Genomic DNA, 19,227 nt, shown 5'->3' on the forward strand with positions numbered 1-19,227 from the left:
TTAGTTTCCTTTCAACATTGCTGAAATTAAAACAGTAACCATTATCCAAATGAATGATATTAACAAGAAAATCAAATCATCATAAGTTACTTTCAAGGATTTTAGTTTTAACTTCTTAACTTCTTTATTGTTCGCTGCGTATCTGTAGCCCTTAATTTCCAAGGCTTCAACTGTTGTTCTTGTCTTTTTTGCTGTGTTTAATATTAGTGGATAAAATGAGTTCATAATAATTTTTATCCTATACCAAATATATTTTATCTTTCCTTTAAACCCTTCTTTGGATGGAGCCTTGCTCCTAAGCCTAAAAGACAGCAAAACATTTTGAAATTCTGTCATCAAAATTGGCAAAATTCTATAGGCGTAGGATATTGAAAAAGTGAACTGTTCTGGAATTCCAAACCACATTAGGCCATTGGATAGATTATCCGGATCCATACCTGAAAAAACTGTAACTGATGCTAATGACACAGTTGCAACCTTAAGAGTTAAAATTAATAAGGGTCCGACTGAAGATAGGTTTCCACCAAAAATTAATACAGCAATTAGCATATATCCTGTTTGCCCCAAAACTCCTAGTAAAAATACAAATAATACTAGGCCTGCTACTTTGGCAAGCATTGTAGTGATGGCCACTAGTATAAAACAAGATGCTAAAAAGATTAGATTGTTGGAAAACCAAGGTACAATACCCAAAAACAAATACCAAAGTATTAAAATCCTTGGATCTAATTTTGCTATAGGGGTATCATCGTTGCCATATGCATTTTTTAGAACCTGGTTTCTAAAATAATCTATAGAAAATTTATCTTGCAAGCTATCAATTACATTATCTAATTTTCTAGTTTTCATCATATACTCATCCCTGTGCTTTCATCTATATTATTTAAAAAGTCTTCAACTGTATAAACATAAGTGTTGGGATTAATGCCTTGGGCTAGGTCAAATATTTCTGGAGCTCTGATAGAAATTGTATTTTTGACATAGTCATTATCAAAGATCTTATCCTTTGATTCATCTGCTATTACTTGACCATCATGTAAGACAATCACCCTGTCTGCCCATTGGGATACTAACTGCATATCATGAGTTGCTATAATAACAGTCTCAGTTTCTGCCTTTATATCTTCCAATACCTTTATTATTTCAGTACGAGTAGCCATATCTAAGTTAGCTGTCGGTTCATCCAAAAGTAAAACTTGAGGTTTTAAGGCTATACCTATAGCTACACTGGCCCTTCTCATCTGCCCACCTGATAATAATCTGCCATCCCTATCCTTTAAGTCAGAAAGTCTGAAGCGGTCAATTAAATCAGAAGTCTTTTCCTCATAGTCAGCTATTTCTCTCTCTTTCATAGCAAAGGCAATATCTTCGTAAATGCTATCTTGAATAAACATCTCTTCTGGATTTTGATAAACCAGAGAAATATACCTGGCTATTTCTTCTTCATCAATTTCATTAATATTTTTATTATTAAATGAAATTTTCCCCACCCTAGTTTTAACTAGTCCAACTAGAAGTTTCATTAGAGTGGACTTTCCAGCTCCATTTGACCCTATCAAGGCTATCTTGTCCCCTCTTTTTATAGAAAGATTTAAGCTTTCAAAGATTATTTTAGGATCTCCCTTTATAGAATCATAGGCTAGAGCTATGTCCTCAAATCTTATAATCTCTTCATTATTATTTGTAATATTTTCTTTTTTATAATCTTTAAGCCTTAAGTCTGAAAATAATTAATGCCTTCGTTTAAGCTAATTGGCAATTGGCTAACTCCACCATGATAACTTTCTTTTAGCTTATATGCGGCTTGTGTTATTTGAGGAGGGAATATGTTGCAAATATTGCATCATATTTATTTGCAAGAAGCTCTTCATCCAACCCTTCTGAAAAATCCTTGAAATATAAAGTCGCATCGGGCATTTTCTCTTTTGCAATAACAACCATCTCTTTTGAAAAATCTTGCCATATATCTCTATGCCTTTTTCATAAAGTCGGCTAGTACCAAATCCAATATCCAAAAGATTTTTAGCTTCTATGGAGAGGACCTCATTGTAAATCTTATTTAAAATCTCCTTGTAGCCTGCAAAAGGATAGGAATTGTCATCGTCTGATATGCCAACGCTTTTGTCGTAATCATCCGCCCATAGGTCAAAGCCCTTGTTATCTAACATCTATATCTCTTTTTATCAATCTATTTTTATCTAAGATTTTTATTATTTCATCCCTATCTTTCAATTCATAAACTTGCTTATATTTATTTCCAAATGCATTTATGCTAATTTTAATGTCATTATAATTTTCTACAAAGCTTACATCTTTTATCTGATTAAAGCTAATGAATTTTAAGATAGGAGTAGACCCCATTAAAACAATGATACCATCTTCGCCAATACCTGGTAAAAATTCTATAGTGTATGCAAGCAAGATTGCAGATAGCAGAATCAGAAAACCCATAAGGCTCCTATCTAACCTATACCAGAAAATGCTCGTAATAAAGGCAAAAATCGCTAAGATAAACCATAGATTTGAATTCTTCTTTACCCTAATTTTATTTTTTCTTTGGACTATGAAGTTATAAAAGCTTGGAACAATTAACATTAGTAATACAACAACTTTTACCATATTTCCTCTTTTCTATGATTTGCGTTAGTAAATATATTTAATGAAAGGTGTATGATATAAGAACTTCAGATATCTATTTTTTACAAACAAATAATCATCTTGACCTCCTCTATCTTCATTTATATTTTCTATATCTTTATTATAGTCGGCATCGGCCCTTTCTGTCAGCAGCCTAGCACGATCCATTTCCTTAGATTTTTCTATTGTGCTATCTATAATATCTTCGCTAACCCTTGATATTACAAGACCTATCTGTTCTAAAGAAATTGTATTAATCCTAGAAAATTTATTTTTTTAATTTTCCATATCCATAGGATAGACTGTATAAACCTATTAGCTACTGTATAGGATATTGAGTCTCTCATAAACTTTTCAAAACTAAGTCTATCCTCTATATCTATTCTCAAATCAGCAAGAGCCAAGTTAATATATTCATCTCCATAAATTCGACTCAAAGAAAATATATTTTCATTGAGTGAATCACTATCTTCAAATGAATAATCTCTTATTATTTCTTTTAAAGCCTCGTTATGATTTTCGTGATCAAACTGCCATAAGCTAACCTCATTGATATTCCTATCCATTGATGTGGTTTGACTAATATCGAAAATGTATGAAACTTTTTTGTTTACATCACTTCCAACTAAAATTGGAATTCCCTTTTGACCCCTCATAACAACTCTTCCAAAATATTTCTTCCACATATCAAAGGTTGCACAAGCTCTAGCTTCAGGTTCCTTGTTAAATATACTTAGTTGGCTAGAAAAATCATATTTCTGATTATTTCCTATAACCTTTAAGAGTTGTAAATATTCATTTTCATCTTGCAAAACTTCATACTTTATAGCTTCTTGTATATTCTTAAAATCATTTACTTGCATTTCCTACCTTCTTTTTAGAGCAAAAAAAGACGATAGATTTTAAATTTCTACCGTCCTTAAATACCCAAGTAATTTTCTATTTATGGTTTTCTTTTAAGAAAGCATCAATAGTTTTTCTTGATTCACTTTTTGCTTTTTCATTGCTTTCAGCTGTTCACCCTGTCGCAACTCTAATTTTTCCTAAATCTAAAATACCATTGCCTGCAAATATATGCCCTGCTCCTTTATAAGAATAGATCTTTGCCTTAGGGTTTTGTTCCTTTATTTTATTTTCCATAGCAAGGCTATCCCACATCAAATCATCCTCGCCCACAATCATCATCCTAATAAGGGGATTGTTAATGTCCTTTTCCTCGTGTTTTTTAAACTTATCAGAAAGAATTTCCCTAGCTATATCATAGATTTTGCCAACGTTGATTCGCTCCTTAGAATTCATTGGCAGGGCCACAATCCCTTCGTTTTTAAACTTGTTAATTCACTTTTGATTTTCTAATGGGTCTGCCAGGTCTGACTTATTCATGATAATCATCCTAGGCTTGTCTGCTAAAATATCATCAAGCATCGGATTTCTCGAAGATTCTGGAATCCTCGCATCTATAATCTCTAAAACTATATCAACCAGCTTTAGGTTTTTTTCAATCTCCTCCTTGGTCTTTTTCATATGACCAGAATACCAATTTATATTAAGTGCCATATATACTCTTTTCTATAATATTAGATCAGACTTAAAACAAATTTTAAATATTACTACATTATATGTTATTTTTAATATTTTTTCTAACATTTTTCTTTATATAAACTTACCTTTTAACATTAAAAAATTAAAATTAAAAAATTATTGACATAAAAAGTAAAAATGATAAAATGGAATCGAAATAATTGAGAAAGGAAATCATTATCAATGAGAAATAAATTATTTATTCTGATATCACTAGTATTATCTCTCAGCCTAAGTGCTTGCGGAAACCAAGCTGCTAATGATAAAGATGATACAAAATCAGAAAACAAATTTGAACAAACATCTAGTCAAGATGATAAAGATGCTAAAAAGGAAGACGATAAAAGCGATTCTAGCGATAGTCAACCTATTGAAATTGTATTAAAACACGCTTTTGGTGAAACAAAAATAGAGAAAAGACCTCAAAGAATAGCTACCATCGGTTGGGGAAATCAAGATGTTCCTTTAAGCCTAGGTATTGTTCCTGTTGGATTTTCTAAGGAAAATTACGGAGTAGAAAAGGGAAAGGATATTCTCCCTTGGGCAGAAAAACAAATTAAAGACCTTAATGGAAGTCCAGAAATTTTCGATGACCTTGATGGACTAAATTTTGAAGCTATTTCAAATGCAAAACCAGATGTAATCCTTGCTGGTTATTCTGGAATTACAGAAGATGACTATAAGACTCTTTCAAAGATAGCTCCAGTAGCAGCCTATCCTGATAAACCTTGGCAAACTCTTTGGAGAGATATGGTAAAAATTGATTCTAAAGCTATGGGTATGGAAAGAGAAGGCGAGGAGCTAATTGGCGAAACTGAAAAACTAATCAACGAAAATGTCGAAAAACATCCAGAAATCAAGGGCAAAAAAGCAGTATTTATTATGGTTAACCAAGCCGACCCATCAAAATTTTGGATTTTTACATCAAAAGACCCTAGGGTAGCTTACCTTTTAGACCTAGGTTTAGAATTTCCATCTTCTCTTAAAGAATTTGAAAAAGATGATAGTTTTACTGCTGAGTTATCCAGTGAAGAAGCAAATAAAATTGATGATGCAGATATTTTAATAACATATGGGGATGACACAACCCTTAAAACTCTCCAAGATGATCCCTTATTTGGTAAACTAAAGGCTGTTAAAAATGGAGCTGTAGCTGTGATTCCTGACAATACCCCTCTTGCAGCATCATGTATACCAACACCTTTGTCCATAGCTTACGCAATAAATGATTATCTTGATTTACTAGGCAATGCGTGCAAAAATGCAAAGTAAAAAAATAAATATTGGATTTATCTTTTTGATAAGCTTATGCTTAATAGTGGGAATATTTTTATCACTAAGCTTAGGTAGCAGAGATAGCAGCTTTCAAGAGCTGCTATCTGCTTTTAATATACATTATAAGGCTGATGATTTCGGTGTGTCAGTCATCAGAAAAAGAATCCCAAGAACAATTTTTGCAATATTAGCTGGTTCATCTCTTGCTGTAAGTGGAGCTCTAATGCAAACTATTAGTAGAAATCCAATAGCTGACCCATCTATCCTGGGAATAAATACTGGGGCAAGTCTTGCAGTTGTAGTAGGTCTATGTTTTTTTGGTATTTCATCATCCATTGCTTATATTAGTTCAGCTATAGTTGGTGGATTTTTGGCCTTTGGTCTAGTGTATGCCATAGCATCCTCAGGAAAAAGTGCCTTAACTCCTGTCAAACTTGCTCTTTCAGGAACTGCCACAAGCCTTGCCCTATCTTCACTTGTTAGTTTTCTTCTCCTGCCCAACAACAATATCATGGATCAATTTAGATTTTGGCAGGTAGGTAGTCTTGGTCCTGCAACTATGAAGTCAGTACTTATTCTCTTGCCATTTATAGCAATAGGACATCTGATTGCCTTTGCAATAAGCCCTAGTTTAAATGCCATATCACTTGGAGATGAACTTGCAAAGTCACTTGGTGCAAGGGTTGGCTTATGTAGGTTTTTAGGCTCCTTGGCCTCTGTAATCTTGTGTGCATCCTGCACTGCTATCGGTGGCCCTATTTCCTTTGTAGGGCTTATTGTGCCACATTTTGTTAGGATATTGTTTGGTTCAAACCTAAGTTTCACTATACCCATATCAGCTATATCAGGTTCTATGCTGCTATTATACTGTGACATACTAGCAAGGATAATTGCAAGACCAAGTGAAATTGAAGTAGGAATTATCACCGCTATTATTGGTGGTCCCATCCTAATATATGTTTGTCTAAAAAAGAAAGGGGGATTTGGTGGAAAATCTTCTTCAGGGAATTAGAAAAAGAAATAGAAGAATCCGTTTACTAAGATTATTGTTTTTAATCTTAATCCTTGTGGCTAGTTTCCTTATTCTAAGTCTTGGAGATAAAACCTATTCTTTTTCTCAACTTATAAATATATGCTTAGATAAAACTAATAATCTCGCTTCTTTTGTTATTTTTGAATTAAGAATTCCAAGACTTGTAGCAGGAATTAGCGCCGGTTTTTCCTTTGCGCTAGCAGGTTTTGTCTTTCAAACCATGCTAAGGAATCCTCTTGCCAGTCCAGACATAATAGGCGTCACTAGTGGCTCATCTCTTGCTGCTGTTATTTGCATAGCTTTTTTAAAAACTAATAAATATACCACTGGTCTAATTTCTACCATTGCTGGAATATCTGTTGCTTTGGCAATATACTTTTTATCAAAAAAAGACGGCTTTTTTACAAGCAAACTAGTTCTAATTGGGATTGGTTTCCAGGCGATGCTTAGGGCAATGATTTCTTTCGTTTTACTTAAGTCTAGTAAATATGATCTTGGAGAAGTTATGAGATGGCTTAATGGATCTCTATCCTATGCCAAGCTAAATGACCTTTCTTTTATGGTAATTACAAGTTTTATTATTAGTATAATGATTCTTACTTACAAAAAAAGACTTGAAATTTTAGAATTAGGAGATAGCTATAGTCAATGTTTAGGAATTAACCCTGACTTATCTAGGATGATTTTAATCCTATTGAGTGTGAGTCTAACTGCATTTTCAACATCAGTTACCGGTCCCATTGCGTGCATTTCTTTTATATCAGGACCTATTGCCCTAGGACTAGGTAAAAAGAAAGACCCTATTCTTACAGGACTTGTAGGGATATGCCTAGTGCTTGCTTCAGATTTGCTAAGTACTAATTTCTTACCTGCAAGGTATCCTGTAGGTGTAGTAACAGGACTGATTGGAGCCCCATATCTCCTATACCTTATAATAAAAATGAACAAAAGGAGTGCTATATGAAAGAACTAAAAGCCATAAACTTATCCAGTGGCTATAACAATAGAATAATCCTAAAAGATATTAACTTGTCTATTCCTAAAGGCAAAATTTCGGTAATTATTGGATCTAATGGGTGTGGCAAATCTACCCTTCTCAAAACTATAGCCAACCTTATTGAAATACAAAATGGCAGAGTTACTTTAGATGATAAGAACATAAAAGATTACAAATTAAAAGACCTCGCCAAAGATTTAGGGCTTTTACCCCAATCTCCTATTCTTCCAGAATCAATCACTGTAGCTGACCTCATAGCTAGGGGTAGATTTCCATATAGAAAATCATTTAAACCATTAAGTAATGAAGATTTGTCTGTAATAAATAGAGCTATGGAGATGACAAATATTACCGACTTGGCGGATAGGTTTGTAGATGAGCTTTCAGGCGGCCAGAGGCAAAGAGTGTGGATAGCTATGGCTCTTGCCCAAGATACAGATATCCTACTTTTGGATGAACCAACTACTTATCTCGATATAGCCTACCAAGTCGAAGTATTGGATATCCTAACGGATCTCAATATAAAATACTCTACGACAATTGTCATGGTGCTCCACGATATTAATCTTTCTTGTAGGTACGCCGATTATTTATTTGCAATAAAAAATGGCAAGCTTATAGCAGAAGGAAAACCAGAAAATATATTAAATGACAAACTAATTAAAGATATATATAATATGGAAGCTAAAATAATAACTGACCCAGTTAGCAAAAGTCCTATGATTGTTCCAATAGGACGACATAATAATAGCCAATAAAATTATAACCACCACAGATTTTGACTTGATAATTTATTTGCCTGTGGTGGTTATTTTATATTTTATTTACAAAAACTTCATCGGTTTTTTATCTTTTATTTCGATAATCTTTCCATGATATTTGCTATAATCAATATCCCTCCTGTGGGAAATTGAAACTACTGTCTTATCGAGTCTTGCAAAAATTTCTTCGATATCAAGTGCCATCTTAAGGTCAAGGGCAGATGTCACTTCATTTATTAGGATAATCGGATTGTCCTTATAAAGAGCCCTTGCGATTTCAATTCTTTGCCTCTCTCCTCCAGATAGGTTTGAGCCAGCATCTTTAATTATTGTATGTAAACCATCTTCCAAATTATCTATCAAAGGAGAGAGCCCAGATTTTTTTATAGTTTCATCAAGTTTTTCTTCATTCATTATTTCATCTAAAAATATTCTTTTATCGTTATCATCTAATGAAGGAAAAATATCTGTATATAACCAAAATAACTCTTCCTTAAAGTTTATATCAAGGATTTTAATGTTATTAGATTTTAATAACTCTAGCTTCTCTTTACCCGTAAGCTTAGGAATGTGCCTTAAAATTAATAAAGCAGATCTTACCAATATAGGAATATCTGATGAAATATATGATTTACACTAATATTCTTTATCCTTATTATCCATACATAATAAAAGCTCTTTGAAAATAACAATAAATTGTTGAAGATTGCTTATATACTCTTCAAATCTTGGATAGAAAGAAATAAAATCAAATTCCTCGATATTAAATCCCATTGTTTTATATCTTTTCAAGTTATAAAGTTGATTTGAGATACTATTTAATATATTTATATAATATTTATTACTAAACAATTTGTACTTATTCCACAAGCATTCACTTTCATAGTTATCGAATTTAAAATCTATATCTATTTTCTCTTCGGAGATAATTGTTTTTTTATTTAATATGAATGATAAACTCGAAGAATAAATTTTACTTGCAACAAAATCTAATTTGGGCATATTTAAATAGCAAATATCTAATAAGTGCTTTACACTCATAAATTCTAAGTTATTAAAATCGATTAAATTAACTAATTTTTCTATTTTTTCAAGTTTAGTATTTTGATTAAACATTATTTTTATAATTTCTATCTGTAGTTTATAGTTCAATATAAAATTTTTATCGTAGCAAAACTTTATAAACAAACCAGTTTCATTGACAACTATTTCTTTGGAAAGCCATTCCTTGCCCTTTATTTTTGCAAAAAATTGGTTTGAGTAATGTATATTATTTAATATTTCTCTAATTTCAAAATCAAACTCATCATTTATTTTATTAGGCACTTCTTCCGAAATATCTTTAATTCTTAAGCTCCAGCTATTACCATCTCTGGTTACTAAATTTGATATTCTAAGTAAAGAATCATATATTTGTTTATAATTGTTTTTTTCATGAATTATAGGGGTCAATCCCAGTAATTTATAATTACTAGCTTGGTCTTTACTTGTAAAAATATATCTTTTTTACCAGATAAGTCTGGTAAAGACCTTGTGAAATACTTCATTACAATATCACTATAACTATAGCCAATAAAAAGTACAGTAAATTCTGACTCAAATAGACTTCTTAAAAATGATGTTACATTTCCATAATACATATAAGATTTTCCAAAATCAGAATCTGAAAGTACTATATTTGAAGGACAATTAACGTCACCGTGCAAATGAATAATTCCACTAAATTGATCACCATAAGGAAGTGCAGGATATGAATATATTTTTGCTTTTCTATCCTTTTTTTCTAACACACTTTAAAACATAATATCATAATTCGTTGTTACAATACGAATGTCTTTTTTAAAAAAATCAATCAATTCTTCATGATTTGTATTAGGCTGAAGTTCAGATCCAGTAAGTATATTACAAACTAAAGTGCGTGCCTCATGACCTAAATTTTCAACTCTTCCTAAGTATTGCTCATCGGATTCATCATTTCTTTTTTCTTGATTAGTCAGTTCAGCTATTTTGTCCGAAAGCTCATTAAAACTAGGTAGTTTGGTAGGTTCACTCATCGATATACCCGCTCCACAAAAAATCACAAGTTTATCATTTTTTATTGCTTCTACCAATAATTCAGGATACTCAATATCTTTTATTATCATTATTATCCTTTCATTAGTGTGCCCACTATTACTCTTATTTTAATTACTGTTGATTTATTTCCTGATATAATTTCTAAATTATACCTCTTACTCTAATCATAATATATTTTTACTAAAATCCATAGTTATAATAACAATTTACGGTTATCATAATCACCTATCATTATTATTTGTTCAATCATTCATGGAATAATATTTTCTTTTTCAAACAATTCTACATCAGAGTTTCACCATTTTAAAATTTCATCAGAATAATAATAATCTTGTTTATTTTTATTTTGATCTAGAATTCTAAATAAATTAATATACATTATTCAAACCAGGAAGAATATCTAATATTATATTATTGTTCAAATATTTGTTGTTATATCACTTCTGCTTTTAATGTTTTTTATAATAAAGTCCTAATCTTTAATTCATAGGTTTGATTATAAGTATATCCATACGCCTTTATTATTAATTCTAGAACATTATTTTTACTTAACTTAAGCACACACTAGTTTGTATTATCAAAATATATAAACAAAATATGCATTATCTAACAATTCTATAAGGTATTATAAAGATTATTAAAAGGTATAATTATAACATGAAAAAATTTGAAATAACAGGCTTAATTAGTTTTATGGAAGTTCTTCAAGAAATAATATCAAATGGAAATAAATTTTTCTTTAGAGGAGAGGGCGCGAAGTACAAAAAGCCTTTATTAGCTAGCGGCTATAGAAAAACACAATTTAGAAGCAAGCTACAATATGCAAGGAAAGATTACTTTAGAGAAGTTGGATACATGTTATACAGTGATAGTAGAGAAAGTTTTATAGCTTATTGTCAACATCATGGATTGCCAACAGAACTATTAGATATAACTGAAAATCCAATAGTAGCACTATATTTCGCTTGTGAAAAAGATATAGATTCTAATGGAATAATATATGCTATAAATAATGATCTAGGTATAGCCGATCCACTAACTTCTAAAATGTATAATAAAGAAAGTGATATAGTCTCTATAAATAGTGAATTTAAGGATATAGGAAGCCATTTTCAAGAAACTGGAGGAAAAATTTTAAAAATCCCAAATTCAACTTTTTTTAAAAATATTGTGATTGACTTCTTAGCTCAAGCGTCACTCAATAAGGCTTATATAAGTAGTAATAATATTTATTCGAAATTAAAATTATGTAAATATATCTTAGAAGCTCATGAAAAAGGCTTTAAGAACACAGTTATACACGAAGATTATAATATACATAAAAATGAAGAAAAAATAATAGAATTGATGAATCTGTTAGATAAATATTATAAATCGAGTGACAGAAATGAACTTGAGAAATTTTATCTAAAATTTGTCAGAGAAATCACTATATGTACCGATATTAATAAAGGTAACCCTTATCTTGATAGGATAAATAAATTAGATTATAAGCCTTTAATTATACTCTTTATAATAGCTTATGAAATACGTGATTATAACTTTCCCGTATTCCCAAAAATAGTTTACAAATCTTCTATAAAATTTGATAGACGGAAAAATCAAGAGGGTTTATTTCTATATCAATTATGTACTGAAAAAAAACTTACCTTCGTCTAAACAAAGCTCCACTTTAAATATTAATGGGATTAAGCAGGTGGTACAGAAGATTGATTATGAATATGAGATTGTAATAAGTAATAAAAAACAAATACTTCATGAACTAGATAATATAGGTATAAATAGAAAATTTATATACCCAGATTCTGATAATATTGCTCAATACATAAAAGAAAAATATAAAATATGAAATGAATATCTTATATAATTAAATTAAGAGCACTTTTATTAAAATGTAAGTGGTCTTAATTTCTTATGTTTATTAATAATGTTTTTATTTTATATGCTGGTAATTTTACTCCCATTCTTCTTTTAAAATGTACGGTACATCTTAAACCGTTCAAAATACTAGGTTCTTTTTTCTAATTTCTAACCGTCTTTGATATAATTAAACTATTTCTCTTAACCCCGAAACTCTTTACATTTGGGCATAAAAAAAGCACCTACTAAGTACAAGTAAGTGCTTACCTATGATTATTGATATTTATTATTTAGATACTGTTCATTTGCCTTTAGCAATTTCTTATAGTAATTATCATAGCTCTTGCTAAATTTTCTAATAAGTGGAATTGCTATTTCATAATATTGATTTTCCTTCATAAAGTTTTTAAGCTTTTCCTGGATCTGTTTCATCATGCTATTTTGATACTCTTTACTATTTTTATATTTTTCATATTGAGAAATTACATCTTCATTATCTTGCATCCACTTTTCTGGATTCTCAATAGCATCGAGTTTAGCCTGATTTACATCTTTTAAGATTTTCATATCAAAGGGTGAGCTAATCTTCTAAATATATTTTTTCTCTTCTTCAGTTAATTCAAACGAAGGAAGTCTATCAAGATAATCTATATATTTGAAAAACGAATTCTTACCATCATTTTCTAATGGTTCATTTAAAAACGGTTGATAGGCAGCAAATAACATTTGTCCAAAATATCCTGGAAAAGCAATTTCTAGTTTTTCATAGATAGTTTCTTTCATCTCAAGTAGTGAAACTTTCTCATTGATTAGTTCATCGCTTTTTCCTTTAACAATCATTTCTAGTATTACTTTCCTTTTTTCATCAAGGTCCAATTGATGTTGTTTTTCCCTTAAAGCAGAAGACAGACTATCACCACCTGACGATATACACTGATAAATATCTGAGATACTCATTCCCAATTTTCTAAATATAAATATCTTTTTCAGAATTTCTAAATCCTTAGTACTATAGTCTCTATAACCATTCTCAGATTTCTGAGGATGGATAAGTCCTTTATCCTCATAATACTCTATTGCCTTCCTAGTTAGCCCCATTTCTTTTTGAATTTCACTTCTTAACATGGCTATCTACCTCCTTTGATTAAAGGAGAATACGGTCCCCAACGGACAAGTCAAGCCCTATACACTATATAAAATTCCCACGTATCTATAAACCAAAACAGTGTCTCAACATTTTTGCAAAGTACTTATTTTCTTTTTGATAAATCTTATTCAAACCGACATTTTATTGTCGCATAATTTACTTATTTACTATATAATCTAAATGTCTCCTCAAATATCCTGTTATGGTATTTATATATTTTCACTATTTTTTTACTTAATAAACAATCTAATTTATAACAACCTACATAATTATATATAAGATCTATATTTTCAAAATAAGTATATGTACGCAAAAAGACCGCAGCTAGAAAGCTACGGTCTAATCTTTTGTCCAAATGTAAACCACTTGGAACTATTATTCAATTTAGTCTTTTTTACAAATGTTCCAATTTTAATCCCACATATAATCCTCTCAGAAACTCTTTTTTGAGTTTCTTCGCTTAGTTCTCTGAATTCGCTAACGTGCTTTGCACATTAGCTTATCTCAAAGATGAAAAATGCTTCGCATTTTCCACCCACAAGAATGGGATTACTCCCATTCGATAGTCCCAGGTGGTTTAGATGTTATATCATACACTACTCTACCAACTCCAGATACTTCGTTTATCATTCTGCTTGATAGGGTTTGTAGTAGTTCGAATGGTAGTTCTGCTGCTTCTACGCTCATTGCGTCAGTTGTTTCTACTGCTCTGATTGCTACTACATTTTCGTATACTCTGGCATCGCCTTTTACTCCTACTGTTTTTATTGGAGTCCATATTGTGAAATATTGCCAGATGTCTTCGTTTAGGCCGTGGTTTTTTACTTCTTCTCTTAGGATTGCATCTGTTTCTCTTACTATTTCTAGTCTTTCTTCTGTGATTTCTCCGATCACTCTGATTGCAAGTCCTGGTCCTGGGAATGGTTGACGCCATACCATATCGTGTGGTACACCGATTGCTTCTCCTAGTTCTCTTACTTCATCTTTAAATAAATCACGCAATGGTTCTACTAGGCCTTCAAAAAGCATATCTTCTGGCAAACCACCTACATTGTGGTGGGATTTGATTACACTTGCCTTATCTTTTCCTGATTCAATTACGTCTGGGTAGATTGTTCCTTGGACTAGGTATTTTGCTTCGCCAAATTCTTTGGCTTCGCGTTCGAATACTTCTATAAAGTGGTTACCAATGATTTTTCTTTTTGTTTCTGGATCATCTACGCCTTTTAGTTTTTCTAAAAATTCTGCACTTGCGTCTACTTTTTTGACATTTAGTCCTAAGTTTTTGTAAGTTTCCATAACTTCATCTGCTTCGTTTTTACGTAGGAGACCGTGGTCTACAAATATACATTGAAGATCATCACCTATTGCTTTTGAAACAATGGTTGCTGCTACAGATGAGTCTACTCCACCAGAAAGTGCGCAAATCATCTTTTCTCCAGCATATTTTTCTTTGATGTCTGCTATGATTCTTTCTGCAAAGTCATCCATTTTCCATGTTTTTTCTGCATGGCAGATGTCTATTACAAAACTTTCTAGCATTTCTTTACCGTATTCTGAGTGAACTACTTCTGGGTGAAATTGTACTGCGTAGATATTTTTTTCTTTGTTTTCCATACCTGCTACTGGGCAGTTAAGTGTCCATGCAGTTTTCTTAAATCCATCAGCAATTTTGCTTACCCTATCTCTGTGGTTCATCCAAATTGTGGATTCTTGTGGTACATTTTTAAATATTTCGCTTTTGTTATCTACTAATAGTGGTGTTTTACCGTACTCACCGTTTTTTGGTGTTTCGATTTGACCACCATAATATTGGTTGATGTATTGTAAACCATAGCAAATACCTAAAATTGGTACTCCTAGGTCAAATAATTTGCTGTCTGTTCTTAAAGAATTTTCATCATTTACTGATTGTGGGCCGCCTGTTAGGATAATTCCTGCTAGTCCCTCTAAATCAAGTGTGTCCAAGTTAACATCGCATGGATGAAGCTCTGCGTAAACGCCTAGTTCACGCACGCGTCTTACGATAAGTTGGTCGGTTTGGCCACCAAAATTTAGTACAAAAATTTTGTTTAAACTCATCTTCTCTCCCTTTTACTTTTTATCTTCAAATTTGGATTTGTAATATTCTACTATCTGTGTTGCGGTTTGCTCAATGGTATTGTTTGTCACATCTATAACCTTGCAATCTAGGTCTTTAAATACTTCTTTTGCATAATCTAGCTCATCATTTATACGGTTTTGTTTTGAATATTTTGATTCTCCTTCAAAACCTAGTTCTTTTGAGCGGTCTTCTCTTATATTTACAAGCTTTTCTGGATCTATTATTAGACCAATTAGCCTATCGGAATCCACATCAAAAATCTCTTTTGGTAGTCTTGATTCTGGCACTAAAGGCAAATTGCTTACCTTATAATTTTTGGTTGCAAGAATCATAGTTGTTGGAGTTTTGCTAGTTCTACTTACTCCAAGCAAGACTATATCAGATTTTAAAAATCCTCTAGGATCTTTGCCATCATCATATTGGATGGCAAATTCTATGGCCTCTATCATAGAAAAATAGTCTTTAGAAAGGGCTCTTGTAAGCCCTACTTGCCTAACTGCCTTTTGACCTGTGACTTTTTCAAAGGCTCTAATGCCTTCTTCTAGGATTGCCAGCACTTCTATATTCTTTTCTCTGGCCAAATCACAAATGTAATTTGCCAAGTTTTTATCAGCCATTGTTGGCACAATTATCGAATACTTAGGAATTTGCTTAAAAATTTCATCTATTTCTTCTTTTGTTTTAACATCTGGTCTTCTTATGACTCTAGTGCTTAGATCAGGAAACTGGGTAGTAACTGACTTTAAATAGGTCTCGGCAGTTTCTCCAGTTGAGTCGCTGATTATAAATATAGTTAATGCATCATCCATAATTTTCCTCTATTTAACTATTTGACTGACATCAAATACTTTGTTGATTCTTTTTGATAGGGCATTTAGCATGGTAAGTCTATTATTTTTTACCACCTCGTCTTCAACATTTATCATAGTATTGTCCAAGTATTCATTACCCACATTTGCAGTTAGAGCCACACTTTTTAGCTCACTTTTGTAGTCTTCACTTGATTGGAAGACCCTATTTGCTAGATTTCTAATCTCATCATAAAAGCTTTTTTCAAGATCATTTTCAAATAAATCTTTGTTAATGTCAACTGATATATCTTCTTTTGCTAGGTTATTAATCCTATTAAAGTAGGATAAAGCTTCTTCATCATCTGCTAAAAATTCGCTTACAGCTTGAGCTCTATGATAGATTCTTAGTACATTTGTATCATCTCCATTTATTACTGAGTTTACAATATCATATCTAAATCCATCGTCGATTAGCATATTTCTTAGTCTATCTTTGATAAATTCAATAGTTTTTTCCATTGTAATGTCATAATCAAATGGCAATCCATTTTCTTCTGTATAAACTATTAGAGCATCATTTATCAAATCCTTAAGATCAACATCAATGTTATTTTGCAAGATTATATTGATAAGTCCTAGGGCAGAACGACGTAATCCAAATGGGTCTTGGCTTCCTGTTACATATTTTTCAATAGCATAAAGTCCAACAATTGTATCGATTTTATCAGCAATTGATAAAACTATACCTGTAATAGTTTTTGGTAGAGCTCCACCAGCTGATCTTGGCAAGTACTGTTCTTCTATAGCATTTGCTACTCTTTCGTTTTCGCCAGAATTTAGGGCATAGATTTTACCCATGGTACCTTGAAGCTCGGTAAATTCTATAACCATTTTTGTTACAAGGTCTGCTTTTGAAAGATATGCTGCACGCTTTAAGTCTTCCTTGATATCTTCACCAAGTTTTAATTCTTGTTGATATCTCTCACTTAAGTCCACAAGTCTTTGTGTTTTTTGATACATAGATCCAAGACCTTCAAAGAATGTAAGTGATTTTAAATCTTCTACATACTCTTCTAGGTCTTTTGCACTATCTATTTCATAGAAGAATTTTGCATCTTCAAGTCTTGCTACTAATACTTTTTTGTTACCTAAAACTACATTCTCACCGTGATTATCATCACCATTTCTAACTAAAAGAAAGTATGGCAATAAGTTGCCGTTATCATCCAAAACTGGGAAATATCTTTGGTGGTCTTTCATTGGAGTAATGATAACTTCTTTTGGTAATTCCAAATATTTTGTATCAATATCTCCAGCAAGCACTGTTGGATACTCAACGATATTTATTACTTCATCAAGTAAATCCTCATCGTGCATATACTCCCCACCCTTTTCCATATTTATTTTATTTAATCCACGGATAATGATATCGCGACGGTCTTTGTATGGCAGGATTACAAAATTTTCTTTTAAAAGATTTTCGTATTCATCTATGGAATTTATAACAACTTTATCATTGCCTAGGGTCCTATGACCACGGGTCACATTTGAAACTGTAATGCCTTCTGCATCAAAATCTAAGATTTTGTCATCTAAGATAGAAACAAAGTATCTAATAGGTCTTGCCCAGCGGATAGATTTACCACCCCAACGCATGGAGCGTTTGAAATTGATAGATTTTACTAAATCATATACATTTTCTTTTAAAACTTGTACAAGTGATTTGCTTTCTTCTTTTTTTTCTATATAAACATAGTCAGATCCATTATAATCTTTGATAACTACATCAGAAAGTTCTGCACCTTGTCCTCTTAAAAATCCTAAAAGTGGCTTGTTTGGATTGCCATCTTCATCATAGGCAATAGCAGCACTTGGTCCTTTGACACAAATTGTTACATCTGATTGATTTGAATTTATATTTTCTAAAAAGATTGCAAATCTTCTTGGTGTTGATTCCACTCTGATTTCATCTACTGTTAATTTGTTATCATCAATTAATTTTTGAAATTTTTCTTTAAGTTGTTTTTTGGTCGATTCTATATAATCTGAAGGTATCTCTTCTACACCGATTTCTAATAAGTATCTACTCATCATTATCCTTTCTTAGAAGAGGAAATCCTTGCTCTTCTCTTTTTGCAATATATTTTTCAGCTACTTTTGAGCTTACATCACGCACTCTTTTTATGTAGTGGCTACGTTCTGAAACAGAAATGGCCCCTTTGGCATCAAGAGTGTTAAAGGTATGGCTTGTTTTTAGTACATTGTCATAGGCTGGATAAACTAAATCAAGATCAATTAGTCTGTTTGCTTCTTTTTCGTAAATATCAAATAAGTTCATCAAAACTTCATTATCTGCATCTTCGAAAGAGTATTTGGAGTTTTCGTACTCTGCAAGTTTAAATACATCACCGTAGGTTAAATTTTCTGACCATTTGATATCATAAACATTGTCTACATCTTGAAGGTACATACAAATTCTTTCAAGACCGATTGTGATCTCTCCACTTTCAATCTCACAGTTGATACCACCTACTTGTTGGAAATAAGTAAATTGTGTGATTTCCATCCCATCAAGCCAAACTTCCCAACCAAGTCCCCAAGCACCAAGGGTTGGTGATTCCCAGTTGTCTTCTACAAAACGAATATCATGTTCTTTTGGATTGATACCAATTCTTTCAAGGCATTTTAGATAAATATCTTGGATATTATCTGGGCTTGGTTTTAGTAAAACTTGTAATTGGTGGTGTTGGTATAGCCTGTTTGGATTTTCTCCATAACGACCATCTGCTGGTCTTCTTGATGGCTCCACATAAACTACTGACCAAGGTTCTGGTCCAAGAGCTCTTAAAAAAGTGCGAGGGTTCATAGTTCCAGCACCTTTTTCTGTATCATAAGAAAACATTACAGAGCATCCCTGCTCTTTCCAGTATTCTTCTAAAGTTAGTATTAAATCTTCAAAATACAT

The 19,227-nt window shown here is 31.8% G+C and carries 18 protein-coding genes and 3 pseudogenes; 6 read left to right on the forward strand and 15 right to left on the reverse strand.

What is annotated here, in order from left to right; all coding sequences use genetic code 11:
* From ACKRLN_RS06290 to ACKRLN_RS06315, 6 genes and pseudogenes are all read right to left on the reverse strand, one after another.
* A complete protein-coding gene (locus ACKRLN_RS06290) occupies positions 1-852 on the reverse strand; it encodes an energy-coupling factor transporter transmembrane component T family protein (protein WP_296140513.1) in 852 nt (283 codons plus the stop codon).
* Positions 849-1,688, reverse strand: a complete 840-nt coding sequence (locus ACKRLN_RS06295) for an energy-coupling factor ABC transporter ATP-binding protein (protein ID WP_367270005.1) — start codon at positions 1,686-1,688, stop codon at positions 849-851. Before ACKRLN_RS06295 ends, ACKRLN_RS06290 begins: the two co-directional genes overlap by 4 nt.
* A 105-nt stretch (positions 1,689-1,793) precedes the next feature.
* Positions 1,794-2,168 carry a hypothetical protein gene (locus ACKRLN_RS06300; protein ID WP_296140518.1) on the reverse strand — a complete coding sequence of 125 codons (375 nt, stop codon included), beginning with the start codon at positions 2,166-2,168 and terminating at the stop codon, positions 1,794-1,796.
* Positions 2,158-2,619 (reverse strand): hypothetical protein, encoded by a 462-nt coding sequence (locus tag ACKRLN_RS06305; protein ID WP_296140524.1) that lies wholly within the window; start codon positions 2,617-2,619, stop codon positions 2,158-2,160. The genes ACKRLN_RS06300 and ACKRLN_RS06305 overlap by 11 nt, the downstream gene beginning before the upstream one ends.
* A gap of 72 nt (positions 2,620-2,691) precedes the next feature.
* A pseudogene (locus tag ACKRLN_RS06310) lies at positions 2,692-3,500 on the reverse strand (DNA helicase); the annotation flags it as partial.
* Positions 3,501-3,807: 307 nt separating this feature from the next.
* Positions 3,808-4,194, reverse strand: a pseudogene (locus ACKRLN_RS06315) (ribosome biogenesis GTPase YlqF); the annotation flags it as partial.
* A gap of 207 nt (positions 4,195-4,401) precedes the next feature.
* Here ACKRLN_RS06315 and ACKRLN_RS06320 point away from each other — a divergent pair.
* From ACKRLN_RS06320 to ACKRLN_RS06335, 4 genes are read left to right on the forward strand one after another with little or no spacing between them, the layout of a single operon-like run.
* Complete coding sequence (locus tag ACKRLN_RS06320) at positions 4,402-5,490, forward strand: iron-siderophore ABC transporter substrate-binding protein (RefSeq protein WP_296140533.1); 1,089 nt, start codon at positions 4,402-4,404, stop codon at positions 5,488-5,490.
* Entirely contained in the window at positions 5,480-6,505 is a 1,026-nt protein-coding gene (locus ACKRLN_RS06325; protein ID WP_296115258.1) for a FecCD family ABC transporter permease, read from the forward strand. Before ACKRLN_RS06320 ends, ACKRLN_RS06325 begins: the two co-directional genes overlap by 11 nt.
* Positions 6,480-7,490 (forward strand): FecCD family ABC transporter permease, encoded by a 1,011-nt coding sequence (locus tag ACKRLN_RS06330; protein ID WP_416334636.1) that lies wholly within the window; start codon positions 6,480-6,482, stop codon positions 7,488-7,490. Before ACKRLN_RS06325 ends, ACKRLN_RS06330 begins: the two co-directional genes overlap by 26 nt.
* A complete protein-coding gene (locus ACKRLN_RS06335; RefSeq protein ID WP_296140539.1) occupies positions 7,487-8,281 on the forward strand; it encodes an ABC transporter ATP-binding protein in 795 nt (264 codons plus the stop codon). Before ACKRLN_RS06330 ends, ACKRLN_RS06335 begins: the two co-directional genes overlap by 4 nt.
* A 66-nt stretch (positions 8,282-8,347) precedes the next feature.
* On the opposite strand, the gene ACKRLN_RS06340 is transcribed toward ACKRLN_RS06335, so the two are convergent.
* The 4 genes from ACKRLN_RS06340 to ACKRLN_RS06355 are packed head-to-tail and all read right to left on the reverse strand — an operon-like array spanning position 8,348 to position 10,428.
* A complete protein-coding gene (locus tag ACKRLN_RS06340; protein ID WP_416334637.1) occupies positions 8,348-8,887 on the reverse strand; it encodes an ATP-binding cassette domain-containing protein in 540 nt (179 codons plus the stop codon).
* 33 nt (positions 8,888-8,920) lie between these two features.
* The gene (locus tag ACKRLN_RS06345) at positions 8,921-9,736 is read right to left on the reverse strand and encodes a hypothetical protein (protein WP_296140545.1); all 816 of its coding nucleotides are present in this window, start codon (positions 9,734-9,736) and stop codon (positions 8,921-8,923) included.
* Positions 9,733-10,074 carry an SIR2 family protein gene (locus tag ACKRLN_RS06350; RefSeq protein WP_296140548.1) on the reverse strand — a complete coding sequence of 114 codons (342 nt, stop codon included), beginning with the start codon at positions 10,072-10,074 and terminating at the stop codon, positions 9,733-9,735. The genes ACKRLN_RS06345 and ACKRLN_RS06350 overlap by 4 nt, the downstream gene beginning before the upstream one ends.
* A 3-nt stretch (positions 10,075-10,077) precedes the next feature.
* Entirely contained in the window at positions 10,078-10,428 is a 351-nt protein-coding gene (locus ACKRLN_RS06355) for a hypothetical protein (protein ID WP_296140551.1), read from the reverse strand.
* Between the two features lie 589 nt (positions 10,429-11,017).
* On the opposite strand from ACKRLN_RS06355, the gene ACKRLN_RS06360 reads away from it, so the two are divergent.
* Positions 11,018-12,019 carry an FRG domain-containing protein gene (locus ACKRLN_RS06360; RefSeq protein ID WP_296140554.1) on the forward strand — a complete coding sequence of 334 codons (1,002 nt, stop codon included), beginning with the start codon at positions 11,018-11,020 and terminating at the stop codon, positions 12,017-12,019.
* A 37-nt stretch (positions 12,020-12,056) separates the two neighbouring features.
* Positions 12,057-12,209 (forward strand): hypothetical protein, encoded by a 153-nt coding sequence (locus ACKRLN_RS06365; protein WP_296140557.1) that lies wholly within the window; start codon positions 12,057-12,059, stop codon positions 12,207-12,209.
* A 284-nt stretch (positions 12,210-12,493) separates the two neighbouring features.
* Here ACKRLN_RS06365 and ACKRLN_RS06370 read toward each other — a convergent pair.
* The 5 genes and pseudogenes from ACKRLN_RS06370 to glyQ form a co-directional block, all read right to left on the reverse strand.
* Positions 12,494-13,345 (reverse strand): annotated as a pseudogene (locus tag ACKRLN_RS06370) (MerR family transcriptional regulator).
* Between the two features lie 571 nt (positions 13,346-13,916).
* Positions 13,917-15,449 carry a glutamine-hydrolyzing GMP synthase gene (guaA, locus tag ACKRLN_RS06375; RefSeq protein WP_416334638.1) on the reverse strand — a complete coding sequence of 511 codons (1,533 nt, stop codon included), beginning with the start codon at positions 15,447-15,449 and terminating at the stop codon, positions 13,917-13,919.
* Positions 15,450-15,461: 12 nt separating this feature from the next.
* A complete protein-coding gene (locus tag ACKRLN_RS06380; RefSeq protein WP_296140567.1) occupies positions 15,462-16,280 on the reverse strand; it encodes a pyruvate, water dikinase regulatory protein in 819 nt (272 codons plus the stop codon).
* A 9-nt stretch (positions 16,281-16,289) separates the two neighbouring features.
* Positions 16,290-18,353, reverse strand: coding sequence for a glycine--tRNA ligase subunit beta (gene glyS / locus ACKRLN_RS06385; RefSeq protein WP_416334639.1), 2,064 nt, complete (start codon positions 18,351-18,353; stop codon positions 16,290-16,292).
* Positions 18,346-19,227 carry a glycine--tRNA ligase subunit alpha gene (glyQ, locus tag ACKRLN_RS06390; protein WP_203126222.1) on the reverse strand — a complete coding sequence of 294 codons (882 nt, stop codon included), beginning with the start codon at positions 19,225-19,227 and terminating at the stop codon, positions 18,346-18,348. Before glyQ ends, glyS begins: the two co-directional genes overlap by 8 nt.

This window comes from Anaerococcus sp. AH8042_DFU013_CI05, assembly GCF_047936775.1.
Lineage (GTDB): Bacteria > Bacillota > Clostridia > Tissierellales > Peptoniphilaceae > Anaerococcus.

Bases quoted from the DNA above. Each gene is read 5' to 3' on its own strand.
- ACKRLN_RS06290 (WP_296140513.1), bottom strand. From the start codon at position 852: ATGATGAAAACTAGAAAATTAGATAATGTAATTGATAGCTTGCAAGAT.
- ACKRLN_RS06300 (WP_296140518.1), bottom strand. From the start codon at position 2,168: ATGTTAGATAACAAGGGCTTTGACCTATGGGCGGATGATTACGACAAA.
- ACKRLN_RS06305 (WP_296140524.1), bottom strand. From the start codon at position 2,619: ATGGTAAAAGTTGTTGTATTACTAATGTTAATTGTTCCAAGCTTTTAT.
- ACKRLN_RS06320 (WP_296140533.1), top strand. From the start codon at position 4,402: ATGAGAAATAAATTATTTATTCTGATATCACTAGTATTATCTCTCAGC.
- ACKRLN_RS06325 (WP_296115258.1), top strand. From the start codon at position 5,480: ATGCAAAGTAAAAAAATAAATATTGGATTTATCTTTTTGATAAGCTTA.
- ACKRLN_RS06335 (WP_296140539.1), top strand. From the start codon at position 7,487: ATGAAAGAACTAAAAGCCATAAACTTATCCAGTGGCTATAACAATAGA.
- ACKRLN_RS06355 (WP_296140551.1), bottom strand. From the start codon at position 10,428: ATGATAATAAAAGATATTGAGTATCCTGAATTATTGGTAGAAGCAATA.
- ACKRLN_RS06360 (WP_296140554.1), top strand. From the start codon at position 11,018: ATGAAAAAATTTGAAATAACAGGCTTAATTAGTTTTATGGAAGTTCTT.
- guaA (WP_416334638.1), bottom strand. From the start codon at position 15,449: ATGAGTTTAAACAAAATTTTTGTACTAAATTTTGGTGGCCAAACCGAC.
- ACKRLN_RS06380 (WP_296140567.1), bottom strand. From the start codon at position 16,280: ATGGATGATGCATTAACTATATTTATAATCAGCGACTCAACTGGAGAA.
- glyS (WP_416334639.1), bottom strand. From the start codon at position 18,353: ATGAGTAGATACTTATTAGAAATCGGTGTAGAAGAGATACCTTCAGAT.
- glyQ (WP_203126222.1), bottom strand. From the start codon at position 19,227: ATGTATTTTGAAGATTTAATACTAACTTTAGAAGAATACTGGAAAGAG.